We start from the raw sequence: 14,363 nt of genomic DNA, 5'->3' as shown, positions 1-14,363 counted from the left end.
TATAAGGCCAAAAAGAGGGGGCGTGGACGCTTGCGGAATGGGGCGTTTCGCGCGACAACGGAGGGCAAAATAAGGAGCTGCCGCCAATGCCTGATCTTGATGACCACGTGACCCACGTTGACCACCCCTTGGTGCAGCACAAGCTGACCATTATGCGCGATAAGAACACGCCGACCGCCGTGTTCCGCCAGCTTTTGCGCGAGATTTCGCAGCTGTTGGCCTATGAGGTGACGCGCGGCCTGCCGATGACGACCAAGCGGATTGAAACGCCGATGCAACAGATGGATGCGCCGACGCTGGATGGCAAGAAGCTGGCGTTGATCTCGATCTTGCGGGCGGGCAACGGGTTGATGGACGGTGTGCTTGAGCTGATCCCCTCGGCACGGGTCGGATTTGTCGGCCTGTACCGCGATGAAGAGACACTTCAGCCAGTGCAATATTATTTTAAGGTGCCGGAAGGGCTGGATGATCGTTTGGTCATCGCGGTGGATCCGATGCTGGCGACGGGCAACTCTTCGGTGGCGGCAATTGATCTGTTGAAAAAGGCAGGGGCGACAAACATCCGTTTTCTGTGCCTGCTGGCCGCCCCCGAAGGCATTGCGCGGATGAAAGAAGCGCATCCCGATGTGCCGATTGTCACGGCGTCGATTGACGATTCATTAAATGAGCTTGGCTATATCATCCCCGGTTTGGGTGATGCCGGTGACCGGATGTTCGGCACCAAATAATCGGCTGAAATCGGGATCGGGGATGCTCTGGGTGCTGGACTTGTGCGCAGGGCTGGGGCATCTTCGACTATATGTTGTGTGGGGGCACGAAATGAGACTGACAAGAATACTAGCGATTGTGGCACTGGCGGGCAGCTTTGGCGTGGCCACGGGGTCGGGTTTTGCGGTGGCGCAGATCAAAGAGCAGCAGCCGGCGGAGTTTCCTGCCAGTTCTTACAAAGGCAAACAATACGTCGACAGTAAGGGATGTGTGTTCATCCGTGCGGGCATTGACGGCAATGTGTCCTGGGTCCCTCGCGTGACGCGCGACCGCAAGACGGTTTGCGGATTCAAGCCGACAAATGCCGTACGGGCAGCCGCGCCAGTACCCGAGACGGCACCGGCACAGATCACGTTGGCCCCGGCACCCGTTGCCAAGCCTAAGCCGGCACCCAAGCGCGTCGCAAAAGCAGCCAAACCGGCGCGCAAAGCCCCTGTTGTTGTCCGCCAAACGGCGCAGCGCCGCGTTGCAGCCCCCAAGCCACGCAAAGTTGCGGTCGCTCCTGCTGTGATCACGCCCGCCCCCAAGGTGCGGCGCACAACGGTGGCGCAGGCCAGTGGCGGCTGCCCCGGTGCCTCAGCGATTTCTGCGCAGTACTTGCGCGGCGAAGGGGTCCGTTGTGGTCCTCAGACCCAGCCGATTGTCGGCAATCACTTTACCCCCAGAACGGTCCCTGTTGCGGTGGCAAGCCAGCCGCGCGCGGCTGTCAAACAGACGCACAGCACGGCGGGCACAACGACACAGGTGCCTGCCGTCACCGCAAAAACGCGGATTGTGCCGAAACATGTGGCGCAGAACCGTGTGAACACCCGCAACGTCACTGTGCCACGCGGATACAAGACGGTTTGGGATGACGATCGTTTGAACCCAAAACGCGCCGAGCAAAACCTTGAGGGGCGTGCGGGGATGTTGCTGGTGTGGACCCAGACAGTGCCACGTCGCCTGATCAACCAGTCCACAGGGCGCGATGTCACAGCTTCTGTACCGTTGATCTATCCCTACACGTCGGTGGCGCAGCAGCAACGCGATCTGGGTGAGGTCACCATCGTTCAACGTGATGGCCAGACGGTGAAACGTGTGGTGCGTCACGCCAAGGGCAAGGCGCTGAAACGCAAGCCCGTCTATTCCACACGGTCGACACCCAAAACGGCGACACCGAAGGCGGCTAAACGCAAGGCTGCGGTATCACCTGCGCTGGCGGGCAAACGCTATGTGCAGGTTGGTACGTTTAACAACCCCGCGAATGCGCAGCGGGCTGCCCGCAACATCGCCCGCATGGGCATGGCCGCGCGGATTGGCAAACACCGCAAGGGCGGGAAAACCTTTATGACTGTGCAGGCCGGTCCGTTTAACGGTTCAGGGGCCCTGAAATCGGCAATGGGCCGGCTGCGCGGCGCAGGTTATGCGGATGCTTTCGCGCGGTAAACCTGACCTCACCTTGAAGAATCTTTTGGCCAGTCGGAGAGGATCCGACTGGCCATTTCTTTAGCCCAAAGCGTGTAGAGCGGTGCCGCAGGATGAAACCCGTCCGTGGCCATCAGCGCCGGATCAAGTGGTAGATTAAAGGGGACATGGGTACAGTCGGGGCGGGTGGCCAGAACCGCGGCACGCCGGTGCTCCAGCTTGGTCGCATGACGCCCGAGGGTCCAGCGCAGCGGTTCAGGCAGCAAGGGGAAATGCCCCATCGGAGGCATGCCGCTGATGTAAATCTGCTTGGGTCGGTAAAGCGTGTTCAGGCGATCAAACAGCGTTTGTTGCTGGTGCACCCATTTGCGCGCAGGGATCAGGCGGGTCACGTCATTCACCCCAAGCGCAAGGACGATCACGTCGACCGGTCTTGCCGCGGCAGTGGCCAGTCGCGACAGGGTACTGCGGGTGGTCGCACCGGTCAGCGCGTCGAGCTGCCAGGTTAGGGTAAAGTGCGGGGCCAGCATGGCGCACAACTGGCCGCTCAGCGCATCGCGTTGATGGGCGACGCCAACCCCTGCCGCTGAACTGTCTCCGATGATGGCAAGGCGCAGCGGCGGGCCGGACCCCAGCGTGCCGCTGCGGGGGCCTGCGGCTTCAGGCAGGCTTTGCGCGTTGCGCCGCACCCGCAGCGCCTGGGTGATCAGCAGCGGCGACAAAAACGCGCGCAATCCGGTGTCGATCATGGTTTAGCCGCCGCAGATTGTTTGAAGGCGCAGCCAGTTGGCGTCCGACATCAAGGGTTCTGTCAGTTTGCCGTTCATCGGATCGCCCTCAATCAGCTCCAATGTGGTTTCGCCGGTGATGTCACGGGCATAGGCATAGGGCGTGCTGCGCAGGGCGGCGCGTTCAAAACGCGTAATCTGGCGGCCGGTATCGGCGGCGGCGGGGGGCGTGGTCATCAAATGTTCAGCATATAGATCAAGCGCTTCGGGGGCGACATCGCCGGTGGTCAGCAGGCGGAAATTCTCGCGCAGGCCAACAACCTGCAACAGATCGCGCAACGGGTCGGTCGCATCACGGCGCGCCTGTTCGGTCACAATATAGCCGGCAGTGATGTCGGGTTCTTCAAAATCCTCAATCACGCTGCGATCAAGCAGGATCAGATCACCGGGCACATGCAGGCTGTCTTGGGTCATGTTGGGAAGGACGGCAATGGGTCCGGCCTGCAAACGGGTTGCCAACAGGCCAAGTGCGGCGCGGCCCGCCGTATCACTGCAAACCGCCCCCGAGACGCGTTCGATGCGTTTCAGCAGCGCCAGTCCAATGGCACTGCGTTTGACTTTGGGCACAACTTTCAGTGTGTGATCCTGCATCGCACCGGGCAGCCAGAAGGCAGCAATCCATGCCACAACCAGCACAGAGGCCGCCATGCCGATCCAGCGCAACCGGCCCGGCCGCGGGCGCGATTTTTCGATGGCTTTGCGCAGGGTTTCGATGGCGTCGGTCATCTCTGCCTCGGCCTCTGGCAGTTCCAGTGTCTCGCCGGGGTCGCCATCGGGGTGGAATATCGCAGGGCGGATGCCGGGGTTGGCACGTTCCACAGCGGCCAGTGACCAGTGGGCCAGCGGTTTGTCGTTGTTGTCGATGATCACCAAGGTCGCATCGCCAATAGAAACAATCACCTCGCGGCGCTGTTCTTGCGGGGTCGCACGCCAGAGGGCGGTTGCCTCAAGCCTCGCGTATTTGGTGAGCGCGGTCACGGGAGCTGCTGATGGCCTCTTACTTTTCGTCCATTGTAGCATTTGACTGCGGCGGGGCAATGGCTCAGGTTCAAGCGAATGACAGGGGGTAGGGAATGCAATTTCGCGCAGCTGAGGACGGGGACACCGTGGCGCTTGCCCACATGTGGCACAAAGGATGGCACGAGGGGCACGCCGCACATGTGCCGGCCGCATTGGTGGCACTGCGCACCGTGGCAGAGTTTGAGGGCCGCACCGCCTCACATCTTGCACAGACCACAGTGATGGAGCTCGACGGCCAGATTGCGGGGTTTCACATGCTGGAGGGCGACGAGATCTATCAGTTCTATGTCGGGGCCGGTTTTCGCGGGACGGGTGCGGCCAAGACCCTGATGCGCCACGCAGAAGCGGCATTGGCAGGTCGGCTGGCATGGTTGGCCTGCGCGGTTGGCAATGCGCGCGCGGCACGGTTTTACGAAAAATCCGGCTGGCAACAGGCCGCTACATTCGATTACCACGTTGAAACAGCATCAGGGCCGAAGACCGTTTCGTGCTGGCGCTATGAGAAAAAGCTGCCGCCGGAAAGCTGACTTAGAGCGTGGCGGCAACCTTGCGCAATTCGTGTTTCTGGATTTTGCCGGTCGAGGTTTTGGGAAGGTCCTGAAACACCACCCGTTTGGGGGTTTTGAAACCGGCAAGCGTTTCGCGGGTAAAGGCGATCAGGGCTGCTTCATCCGCTGTGGCACCGGATTTCAACTCCACGAAGGCACAAGGCACTTCGCCCCATTTCTCGTCTGCTTTGGCAACCACGGCGGCAAGGTTGACGTCAGGATGGCCCATCAACACGCCCTCGACCTCAACGCTTGAGATGTTTTCGCCGCCCGAGATGATGATGTCCTTGGCCCGATCCGCAATCTGGATATAGCCATCAGGGTGCTGCACAGCGAGGTCACCGGAGTGGAAATAGCCCCCTTTGAAGGCTTCAGCCGTGGCATCGGGGTTTTTGAAATAACCCTTCATCACTGAATTACCGCGGATCATGATTTCGCCTTGGGTTGCGCTGTCCATCGGGGTTTGGTGCCCCTCGTGATCCATCACGGTGATGTGGTCCATCATCGGCATGGCCACGCCCTGTCGTGCCTTGATCGCGGCGCGCGCAGCCGCGTCAAGGGTATCCCAATCGCGGGCTTTCCAGATGCATTCGGTGACATGGCCGTAGGTTTCGGTCAGCCCGTAAACCTGTGTAATATTAAACCCCAATTGTTCGATTTTGGACAGGGTTGCAGGGGCAGGGGGGGCACCGGCGGTAAAGACCTCGACCTTGTGTTCAAAAGCACGCCGTTCGCTGTCCGGTGCGTTGACCAGCATGTTCAGCACGATGGGCGCACCGCCGAAGTGGGTAACCCCCTCATCCGCGATGGCGTCATAGATGTTGGGGGCGGTAATGTCGCGACAGCAGACCAGCGTGCCGCCAATGAGGGGCATCATCCACGTGTGGTTCCATCCGTTGCAATGAAACAGCGGCACGATTTGCATAAACACCGGATGCAGCACCATGCGCCATGAAACAACCGTGCCCATGGTCATCAGGTAGGCCCCGCGATGGTGGTAAACCACACCTTTCGGTTTGCCCGTGGTGCCAGAGGTATAGTTCAGCGCAAGGCTTTCCCATTCGTCCTGCGGCATGATCCAGTCGAACGCGGGATCGGCGCTGGCCAAGATATCCTCATAAGTCGGATAGCGTCCGGTAGCCGGAAATCTCGGGTCGGTGACTTCGATGATCGTGGGCGGGGTGCCGTCCATCGCGGCGATGGCGGCTTCGGCGAGCGCCATAAATTCGGTGTCGACCAGCACCGCCTTGGCCTCGCCGTGATCAAAGATATAGGCGACGGTGGCGACATCCAGCCGCATGTTGATCGTGTTCAAAACCGCACCGCATGCTGGCACGCCAAAATGCGCCTCGGCTTGGGCGGGGGTATTGGGCAAAAGGGTTGCGACCACATCACCTGACCTGATGCCCATGGCGCTAAGGGCAGAGGCAAGGCGCGTACAGCGGTCGTAATATTGCGCATAGCTCACGCGGTGATCGGCGTAGATGACGGCCGGGTGTTCGGCAAAGACCTGTGCCGCGCGGCGCAGATGGGACAGGGGCGTCAGCGGGACATAGTTGGCAGCGCATTTGTCCAGACCGGCTTCGTCGTTCATCCACCCCATGTTGCATCCTCCCTGATGGCAAGTTGTCGTGAGAGAATGAGTATTGCGGCAGCGACGTGGTTTTGAAAGGGTGTTTTACAAGGGTTCGGCTTTTCTGTGCCGCTGTGGAACTTGTTTCTGTTGCCGCGCCCTATGACGCGTCAAACGGGGCATCGCCCTTGGGACCAAAAGTATCAGGCAAAAAAGGACGTCATGTGAGCGGTCAGATTACGCATTCAGCAATGGCCGCCGCATCGGTACTGGGCGGCATGGCCGCGCTGGGGCTTACGGACAACTTTGTCCCGTTCATTTCCGAACGGGGATCGCTGTGGCAATTCCACTTTGTCCGCTCGCTGATGGGGTTTGTTATTCTTGGTGCTGTCGTTGCCTTGGGGTATGGCAGTTTTCGTATGAACAGGCCGTGGGCGGTTCTGGCGCGCAGCTTCTTTCCTGCCAGTGCGATGCTGATCTATTTCGGCTGCCTGTCGGTTTTGCCCATCGGGGTAGTGGTGGCGGGGCTGTTCACCGCCCCCTTGTTTGTGGTGCTGATTTCTATTCTGTTTCAGGGCAAACCGGTGGGGGTCTTTCGTTGGGCCGCGGTGATCGCCGGATTTGCGGGCGCGGTAATGGTGATCCAACCTGATCCTGCGGCCCTTGATCCGGTGGCGTTTCTACCGATTGTTGCAGGGCTGTTTTATGCAGTGGGTGCCGTCGCCACCCGCGCTTGGTGTGAAGGGGAAAGCACGCTGTCCCTGACGGCGGGCTTCTTTGGTTTGCTTGGGGTGTTCGGGTTGATCGGAATATTTGTAGTCAATGTGGATGCGCCGGCAGGGCACGCGGGATTTGTGCTGCGGTCATGGGGACCGCTGGACGGGGCGATGTTGTTCTGGTTTGCGGTACAGGCGGTGGGTTCACTGATCGGGATCGGATTGATCTTTCGCGGCTATCAATTGGGCGAGGCCAGCCATGTGGCGGTGTTTGAATATTCATTGCTGGTTTTTGCCAGCTTTTGGGCGTGGGTTCTGTGGGATCAAACGGTATCGCCGCTGGGCCTTTGGGGCATGGTGTTGATCGCCATCGCGGGCACGGTGATCGCGCTACGCAGCACGGCGGCGGAGCGCGCTGCATGATTATCAGTCGCGGCCGGTCCTATATCTTTGTGCATATTCCCAAGACAGGGGGCACTTCGCTGGCCCTGGCGTTGGAAGATCGCGCGATGAAAGACGACATTATGCTGGGGGATACGCCCAAAGCGGTGAAGCGGCGCAGGAAGGTGAAGGGGATCAAAACGTCAGGGCGGTTGTGGAAACACGCCGGGCTGTCGGACATCGACGGGCTGGTCAGTGTGGAAGAGATTGCGCAGATGTTCACCTTTACGCTCGTGCGCAATCCGTGGGACCGGTTGGTCAGTTATTACCATTGGCTGCGTGAACAGGGGTTTGACCATCCTGCCGTGTCTTTGGCCAAGGCCCAATCATTCGAGGGGTTTCTAGCCGATCCCGCGACCCAAGCGGCACAGCGCGCTTGGCCGGCTGCACGCTATATGCGCGACGTGAACGGGGTTGAACGCGCCTCAAGCTACATCCGGCTTGAGCATTTTGAACAGGATGCCGCCGCCTTGCGTGAACATCTGGGTTTTGAACTGGCGCTGCCCTGGGAAAACCGCTCGACCCGCGCGCGGGCCTATGGGGATTACTATTCCCGCGAGATGCGCGAAACCGTGGCGGAATGCTGTGCAGAGGACATCGCGCGCTTCGGCTATCGGTTTGATCCGTCCCTCTAGCATTTGGCGGCCCTTTTTATGCCGCGACAGGCGAAATCGCTTTTGGAGCTCGGTTTATGGGGTTAGTCTTGCACGCATGAAACATGTGAAAAAAGAAACTACTGATGACGCGCTTATTCAGGAATACTTGAACAAGGGTGGCAAGGTCAGCGTTGGTAAAACCAAACCACCCAAGGCAGAGCTGGGGCTGAGCAATAATCAGTGGAACAACAAATTGACCAAAGAAGAAAAAGCCGCCCGCGATAAGAAGTGAGGCGGCTTTTTTAATGTGGTGGGCAACGGGGTTGGACCCGTAACGGGAGGGGTGCGTCGCGTGACGCACTGCCCTCGTGCACCGCTTTATCGCCACCGGTTTTGGGCTGCCTTACAAGGGGCCAGCCCTGATCTGCGGTGCTGCGCCCTTTTGCCCCAGAAAAAACCTTGCCCTAAAACGAAAAAGGGACGCCAAAGCGCCCCTTTCCCGTGGAATATTCTGACAGCTTAGGCAGCGGCAGCTTCACCGCCGAAACGGCCATAGAACGACTGGTTCTTTGCCGCCATTTCGCGCAGCAGGTCAGGGCATTTGAAACGCTCGCCAAACTTGGCTTCCAGCTCGTCACAGCGCTCGGCAGCGTAAGGTGTGCCGATCATGTCGAGCCATGAGAAGGGGCCACCGGACCAAGGCGCAAAACCCCAGCCAAGGATCGCACCCACGTCACCTTCGCGGATGTCCATCAGCACACCTTCTTCCAGCGCACGCACGGCTTCCAGCACCTGAACAAACATCAGACGGTCCTGCACTTCTTGCAAATCAGGCTGCACTTCGGCCAGTGGATAGCGGTCATGTACGCCTTTCCAGTAGCCCAGACGCTTGCCCTTTTCATCATAATCAAAGTAACCGGCTTTGGCCTTGCGACCCAGACGGCCCTCGTCTTCCATCCAGACGATAAGGTCATCGGCTTCTGACGCTGGATAGGCGTTGCCCATCGCCGCCTTGGTGGCGCGCATGATCTTGGTTGCCAGATCGATGGATGTCTCGTCACCCAATTGTACCGGACCGACTGGGAAGCCGAGCATCTGCGCGGCATTGTCGATCAGGACGGGTGCGACACCTTCGGTGATCATGCGGTTTGCTTCGCCACCGTAAGGGATGATGCAACGGTTGGCATAGAAAAAGCGCGCGTCGTTGACCACGATGGGCGTTTTGCGGATCTGGCGGACATAATCGAGGGATTTGGCAACGGCACGGTCGCCGGTTTCTTTACCCTTGATGATTTCCACCAGCGCCATGCGTTCAACTGGGCTGAAGAAGTGGATGCCGATGAACTGTTCTGCACGGCTCGACGCTTTGGCCAGATCGGTGATCGGCAGGGTCGAGGTGTTGGAGGCAAAGATGCAATCCTCAGGGATCACGGCTTCGACCTTCTTGGTCATCTCGGCTTTGACCTTTGGTTCTTCGAAGACGGCTTCGATGATCAGATCACACCCTTTGAGCGCGTCCAGATCAGGTGTTGCGTTGATCAGGGCAAGGGCTGCCTCTTTCTTTTCAACGGTGCCTTTCTTGCGCGCGATGCCTTTGTCGAAATAGGCTTCGGCGTATGCCTTGCCCTTGTCGGCAGCGGCTTGGTCACGGTCGATCAGCACCACTTCGATACCGGCCTGCACCGATACCAGTGCGATGCCTGCACCCATCATGCCGGCACCCAGAACGCCCAGTTTCTTGACGCGCTGGTCGGGGATGCCCGCAGGACGCACAGCGCCTTTTTCAAGCGCTTCCTTGTTCAGGAACAAGGAACGGATCATCGCGGAAGAGGAGGGGTTCATCAGGACGGACGTGAACCAACGTGCTTCGATCTTGAGGGCGGTGTCGAAGGGAACAAGCGCGCCTTCGTATACGGCAGACAGAAGCGCCTTGGCCGCAGGGAAGGCCCCCTTGGTCTTGGAGTTGATCATCGCATTGGCACCGACAAAGGTCATGAAGCCCGCAGGGTGGTACGGTGCGCCGCCGGGCATTTTGTAGCCCTTGGCATCCCATGGTTTCACCAGATCTGCGTCTTTTGCGTTCAGTACCCATTCCTTCGCAGCGGCGACCGGATCATCGGCCACTTCGTCGATCAGGCCCGCTTTGACAGCGGCGGCAGGGGCGACCATTTTGCCCTCAAGCAGAAAACCGGAGGCTGCCATCGCGCCGAGCTTGAAGCTCAGACGGGTTGTGCCGCCGGCACCGGGGAAGATGCCAACCATGATTTCGGGCAGGCCGATGCGGGCCTTGGGGTTGTCGGCGCAGAAAATGCGGTGTGTGGCCAGCGGCAGCTCAAGCCCGATGCCTGCGGCAGTGCCGGGCAGGGCGGCAGCAATCGGTTTGCCGCCTTTATTGGTCTTGGGGTCCATGCCCGCGCGCTCGATCTTGCGCAGCAGGGCGTGCATTTTCATGGTGCCCTCGAACAGGCCCTTGGCCGGATCGTCGCCCGCATCCTCGCGCATTTTAGCGAGCAGGTTCAGGTCCATGCCACCGGCAAAAGATCCTTCCTTGCCCGAGGTGATCACGATGCCTTTCACGGCATCATCAGCAAGGGCCGCGTCGATATGCGCCTCAAGCTGTGTCAGCCCGTCGATGGACATCACGTTCATGGATTTATCCGCAACGTCCCATGTGATGATGGCAACGCCGTTAGCGTCGGTTTTCATAGTGAAATCGGTCATTTTTCGTCTCCCTAGTCAGGAATTGGTTAGCGCTTGGGCTGATAATCGGCGAATTTTTCGAGCAGCATTTTGATTAGGGCCAGAGTAGCCTGTGGTCCGTTGCTGCAATCCTCTTCGCTGAGCGTCAGGCGCTTGAAATTGTGAAGGTCGGCGCGGTCCAAGGGGTGGCTTGGATCGGCCTTGTATTTGAAGAACAAGGGTGGGTCCTGTTGGACCAGTCGGACATAGGCACCGTTGTCGGCGACCGTCAGCGCCAACTGGTCCATGCCCTGACGGGCCGCCAGATCCGCCACCGCGTGAAAGGGGTGCGCGGCCATTACACCCGCTCGATGATGGTTGCTGCACCCATGCCGGAGGCGATGCACAGCGTGGCCAGACCAACTTCCTTGTCTGCCCGCTCCAACTCGTCCAGCAGCGTGCCGATGATCATCGCGCCGGTTGCGCCCAGCGGGTGACCCATCGCGATAGAACCGCCATTCACGTTGACCTTGTCGTGATCGACGTCAAAGGCCTGCATAAAGCGCATGACCACGGCTGCAAAGGCCTCGTTCACTTCGAACAGGTCGATGTCGTTGATGGTCATACCGTTTTCAGCCAGAATCTTTTCGGTCACTGGGACTGGACCGGTCAGCATGATGGTCGGGTCGGTGCCGATTTTGGCGTTGGCACGGATGCGGGCGCGGGGCTTGAGGCCGTATTTTTCGCCGAATTCCTTGTTGCCGATCAACACAGCCGCGGCACCATCGACGATCCCTGAAGAGTTGCCTGCGTGGTGGATGTGATTGATCTTTTCCAGATGCGGGTACTTCAGCATGGCGACCTTGTCAAAACCTGGCATGACTTCGCCCATGGCCTGAAACGCTGGGGACAGGCTGCCAAGGCTCTGCATGTCGGTCTGCGGGCGCATGTATTCGTCGTGATCCAGAATGGTCAGCCCGTTCTGGTCCGTGATGGTGATCACAGAGTTCTTGAACCGGCCCTCTTTCCACGCTTTTTCCGCGCGCTGCTGCGAAGCAACGGCAAGCTGGTCCGCATCATCGCGGCTAAACCCGTATTCGGTCGCAATGATATCGGCGGAGATGCCTTGCGGGACGAAATACTGTTCCATGGCAATCGAGGGATCGACGGCGATTGCTGCGCCGTCACTGCCCATGGCCACACGGCCCATCATTTCCACGCCACCGGCGATATAGGCCATGCCTGCGCCGCCCTTGACCTGGTTGGCCGCAAGGTTCACGGCTTCCATACCGCTTGCGCAGAAGCGGTTGATCGCAAGGCCGGGAATGCGTTCATCAAGATCAGAGGCCAGCACCGCGGAGCGGGCAAGACAGCCGCCCTGTTCCATCACCTGCGTGACATTGCCCCAAATCACATCCTCCACGGCGTGGCCGCTCAGGTTGTTGCGGTCTTTTAGCGCGTTCAGTGTTTGCGATGACAAACGCAGGGATGTCACCTCGTGCAGGGCTCCGTCTTTGCGGCCTTTGCCGCGCGGTGTGCGGATGGCGTCGTAAATATAAGCTTCGGTCATGTGATATACTCCGGTTCAGTCAGGTCAGGCACGGTCAGCGGGGCTGCCGGGCATCAGATCATAAGGGGCTTTCCAGCCCGGTTGTTGGGACAGACGCGTGAGCCACGCGTCGATGTTTGGGAAGGCGCTGCGGTCAAAGCCGAAAGGCTCCGGATAATAGAGATACCCGCAGCAGGACAGATCGGCGTTGGTGACCCCGTCGCCGACAATCCAGTCGCGCCCTTCAAGGTGATCGTTAAGGACACCGTAAGCAGCCTGCAAACGGCCAAGATTAAAGGTGATGACCTCCTGCGGGCGTTTGTCTTCGGGCAGGAAATTCATCAGGAAACGGGTCATCCCCGCCATGGAGCTGAGTTTGTGGTTGTCCCACAGCACCCAGCGCAGGATTTCGCGGCGTTCTTCGGCATTACGCCCGCCAAAGCGGCCTGATTTCTCGGATATGTAGTCCTGAATCACGCCGGATTGGGTCAGCCGCACATCGCCATCGATCATGACCGGCGCTTCGCCCATGGCATTGATTGTCGCGCGAAAGTCCGGTGTGCGGGTTTCGCCGCCAAAAAAGTCGACCTTGACCGGTTCCCAGTCCAGTCCCGAAAGTTGCAGGGCCAAAGCCGCCTTATAGGCATTGCCGGATTCGCCGAAGCAGTGGAGCTTGATGGTCATGGGACGGGTTCCTTGTTGTTGCGGTCGCAGACGAGGCACGCCTCGTGATGAGTTTAAGAGCAAGATGAAGCGGGATTGCCAGCGTCTTGCGCCACATGATTGTTGGGGTGCGCGGGATCGGCTTCATCTTGCCGATAAACTCAATCCTGTAGGCGCATCCAACGCAGACATCAGAGGTTGCGCGCGATCAGCTCCTTCATAATTTCATTTGTGCCGCCGTAGATGCGTTGCACCCGGGCGTCGGTCCACATTTCGCCGATGGCGTATTCCTGCATGAAGCCATAGCCGCCGTGCAGTTGCAGGCAGTCGTCCAGTACTTCGCCTTGCGTATCGGTCAGCCAGTATTTCGCCATAGCGGCACGATCGACGGTCAGTTCGCCGCGCAGGTGTTCGCTCATGCATTGATCAAGGAAAGCGCGCGCCACCGCGGTTTTGGTTTTGCATTCCGCCAGTTTGAAGCGGGTGTTCTGGAATTGCAGGAGGTTGCCGCCGAAGGCTTCGCGTTCCTTGCAATAGGCGATAGTGCGTTCAACAGCACCTTCCATCGCGCCCACCGCTTCGCAGGCGATGATCAGACGTTCCTGCGGGAGTTGCTGCATCATCTGGTAGAAGCCTTTGCCTTCTTCCTGACCCAGAATGTTTTCGGGCGGAATTTCGACGTTGTCAAAGAACAGCTCTGACGTGTCGGAGGCGTGTTTGCCGATTTTTTCAAGGTTGCGGCCGCGCTGGAAACCCTCCGCGCCGTCGGTTTCAACCACCACAAGGGAGACCCCTTTGGACCCTTCTGAGGGATCGGTTTTCGCGGCGACGACGATCAGGTTGGCGTGCTGTCCGTTGGTGATAAAGGTCTTCTGTCCCGACAGGCGATAGGCGTTGCCCTCGCGGACGGCTTTTGTCTTAATCGCCTGCACGTCCGATCCGGTGGAGGGTTCGGTCATCGCCAAGGCCCCGACCATCTCGCCCGAAACCATCTTGGGTAGCCAACGCTTTTTCTGTTCCTCGGTGCCGTAGGCAAGGATGTAGTGCGCCACGATGCCGGAATGGATGCCGTTGCCCCAGCTGGCCAGATTGGCGCGCGCGCTTTCGATATAGATCGCGGCCTCGTGGCCGAAATCACCGCCTGCGCCACCGTATTCTTCGGGGATTGAGGCACAAAGCAGACCCAAAGCGCCGGCTTCCTGCCAGGTGTCGCGGTCCATTTCGGATTGCTTGCGCCACTTTTCGAAACGGGGGGCCCATTCGGTATTGATGAAGTTGGTCGTCATTTCGGCAAGCATCTGGTGCTCTTCGGTCATCCAGCTGGATGATGTGGCCTTCACGTCGCTCATCACGTCCCCTCCCAAGGTGCGTTAACGTTTGCGGTCTTCAAGCTCTGCGTTGAACAACCGCAACCGTGCGGTCAGATTTTCTTCGTTGGTAACGCTCGCAAAATTCTCGAATAGAAAAGACAGGGCCTCGCCTTCGTCCAGTCCCGCCTCGGCGCTGAATTTCTTCAGGCGACGGTATCCATCTTCTGTCATGGCGACGGGAAAACGGCGGGTCAGGCGAAAGCGTTTGGGCACATGTCTCTCCGGGTCGGGTAGGGCGGGGGTAACCC

At 59.3% G+C, this 14,363-nt stretch carries 15 protein-coding genes; 6 read left to right on the top strand and 9 right to left on the bottom strand.

Going from position 1 to position 14,363, the window contains the following annotated elements; translation table 11 throughout:
- Window positions 1–86: 86 nt before the first annotated feature.
- Window positions 87–728: a uracil phosphoribosyltransferase gene (gene upp / locus Z947_RS0118165; protein ID WP_025045706.1), complete on the top strand. Its 642-nt coding sequence runs from the start codon at window positions 87–89 to the stop codon at window positions 726–728.
- A 91-nt stretch (window positions 729–819) separates the two neighbouring features.
- Window positions 820–2,193, top strand: a complete 1,374-nt coding sequence (locus Z947_RS0118160) for an SPOR domain-containing protein (RefSeq protein WP_052880680.1) — start codon at window positions 820–822, stop codon at window positions 2,191–2,193.
- Between the two features lie 8 nt (window positions 2,194–2,201).
- On the opposite strand, the gene Z947_RS0118155 is transcribed toward Z947_RS0118160, so the two are convergent.
- Both Z947_RS0118155 and Z947_RS0118150 read right to left on the bottom strand, forming a co-directional pair.
- Complete coding sequence (locus Z947_RS0118155) at window positions 2,202–2,921, bottom strand: SGNH/GDSL hydrolase family protein (RefSeq protein ID WP_025045704.1); 720 nt, start codon at window positions 2,919–2,921, stop codon at window positions 2,202–2,204.
- A gap of 3 nt (window positions 2,922–2,924) precedes the next feature.
- Window positions 2,925–3,938, bottom strand: a complete 1,014-nt coding sequence (locus Z947_RS0118150; protein WP_025045703.1) for a hypothetical protein — start codon at window positions 3,936–3,938, stop codon at window positions 2,925–2,927.
- Between the two features lie 95 nt (window positions 3,939–4,033).
- On the opposite strand from Z947_RS0118150, the gene Z947_RS0118145 reads away from it, so the two are divergent.
- Complete coding sequence (locus tag Z947_RS0118145) at window positions 4,034–4,507, top strand: GNAT family N-acetyltransferase (RefSeq protein ID WP_025045702.1); 474 nt, start codon at window positions 4,034–4,036, stop codon at window positions 4,505–4,507.
- 1 nt (window position 4,508) lies between these two features.
- Here the strand turns inward: Z947_RS0118145 and Z947_RS0118140 are convergent, their stop codons facing one another.
- Window positions 4,509–6,131 (bottom strand): AMP-binding protein, encoded by a 1,623-nt coding sequence (locus Z947_RS0118140; protein ID WP_025045701.1) that lies wholly within the window; start codon window positions 6,129–6,131, stop codon window positions 4,509–4,511.
- A gap of 194 nt (window positions 6,132–6,325) precedes the next feature.
- Here Z947_RS0118140 and Z947_RS0118135 point away from each other — a divergent pair, with 194 nt between their 5' ends.
- The 3 genes from Z947_RS0118135 (at window position 6,326) to Z947_RS22240 (ending at window position 8,146) form a co-directional block, all read left to right on the top strand.
- Entirely contained in the window at window positions 6,326–7,240 is a 915-nt protein-coding gene (locus Z947_RS0118135; protein ID WP_338057838.1) for a DMT family transporter, read from the top strand.
- Window positions 7,237–7,893: a sulfotransferase family 2 domain-containing protein gene (locus Z947_RS0118130; RefSeq protein ID WP_025045699.1), complete on the top strand. Its 657-nt coding sequence runs from the start codon at window positions 7,237–7,239 to the stop codon at window positions 7,891–7,893. Before Z947_RS0118135 ends, Z947_RS0118130 begins: the two co-directional genes overlap by 4 nt.
- Window positions 7,894–7,969: 76 nt before the next feature.
- A complete protein-coding gene (locus tag Z947_RS22240) occupies window positions 7,970–8,146 on the top strand; it encodes a hypothetical protein (RefSeq protein ID WP_025045698.1) in 177 nt (58 codons plus the stop codon).
- 227 nt (window positions 8,147–8,373) lie between these two features.
- Here the strand turns inward: Z947_RS22240 and Z947_RS0118120 are convergent, their stop codons facing one another.
- From Z947_RS0118120 to Z947_RS0118095, 6 genes are all read right to left on the bottom strand, one after another.
- On the bottom strand, window positions 8,374–10,575 hold the full coding sequence (locus Z947_RS0118120; protein WP_025045697.1) for a 3-hydroxyacyl-CoA dehydrogenase NAD-binding domain-containing protein: 2,202 nt from the start codon (window positions 10,573–10,575) through the stop codon (window positions 8,374–8,376).
- A gap of 26 nt (window positions 10,576–10,601) precedes the next feature.
- Window positions 10,602–10,892 carry a hypothetical protein gene (locus Z947_RS0118115; RefSeq protein ID WP_025045696.1) on the bottom strand — a complete coding sequence of 97 codons (291 nt, stop codon included), beginning with the start codon at window positions 10,890–10,892 and terminating at the stop codon, window positions 10,602–10,604.
- Window positions 10,892–12,103 carry an acetyl-CoA C-acetyltransferase gene (locus Z947_RS0118110; protein ID WP_025045695.1) on the bottom strand — a complete coding sequence of 404 codons (1,212 nt, stop codon included), beginning with the start codon at window positions 12,101–12,103 and terminating at the stop codon, window positions 10,892–10,894. Before Z947_RS0118110 ends, Z947_RS0118115 begins: the two co-directional genes overlap by 1 nt.
- 24 nt (window positions 12,104–12,127) lie before the next feature.
- Window positions 12,128–12,766 (bottom strand): glutathione S-transferase family protein, encoded by a 639-nt coding sequence (locus tag Z947_RS0118105; protein WP_025045694.1) that lies wholly within the window; start codon window positions 12,764–12,766, stop codon window positions 12,128–12,130.
- 170 nt (window positions 12,767–12,936) lie between these two features.
- Complete coding sequence (locus Z947_RS0118100) at window positions 12,937–14,094, bottom strand: acyl-CoA dehydrogenase family protein (protein ID WP_025045693.1); 1,158 nt, start codon at window positions 14,092–14,094, stop codon at window positions 12,937–12,939.
- Between the two features lie 21 nt (window positions 14,095–14,115).
- Window positions 14,116–14,328, bottom strand: coding sequence for a hypothetical protein (locus tag Z947_RS0118095; RefSeq protein WP_025045692.1), 213 nt, complete (start codon window positions 14,326–14,328; stop codon window positions 14,116–14,118).
- Between the last annotated feature and the right edge of the window lie 35 nt (window positions 14,329–14,363).

It is taken from the genome of Sulfitobacter geojensis (assembly GCF_000622325.1).
Lineage (GTDB): Bacteria > Pseudomonadota > Alphaproteobacteria > Rhodobacterales > Rhodobacteraceae > Sulfitobacter > Sulfitobacter geojensis.
Note: the sequence above shows the minus strand (reverse complement) of the source record. Positions and strands in the feature narration are given on the sequence as shown.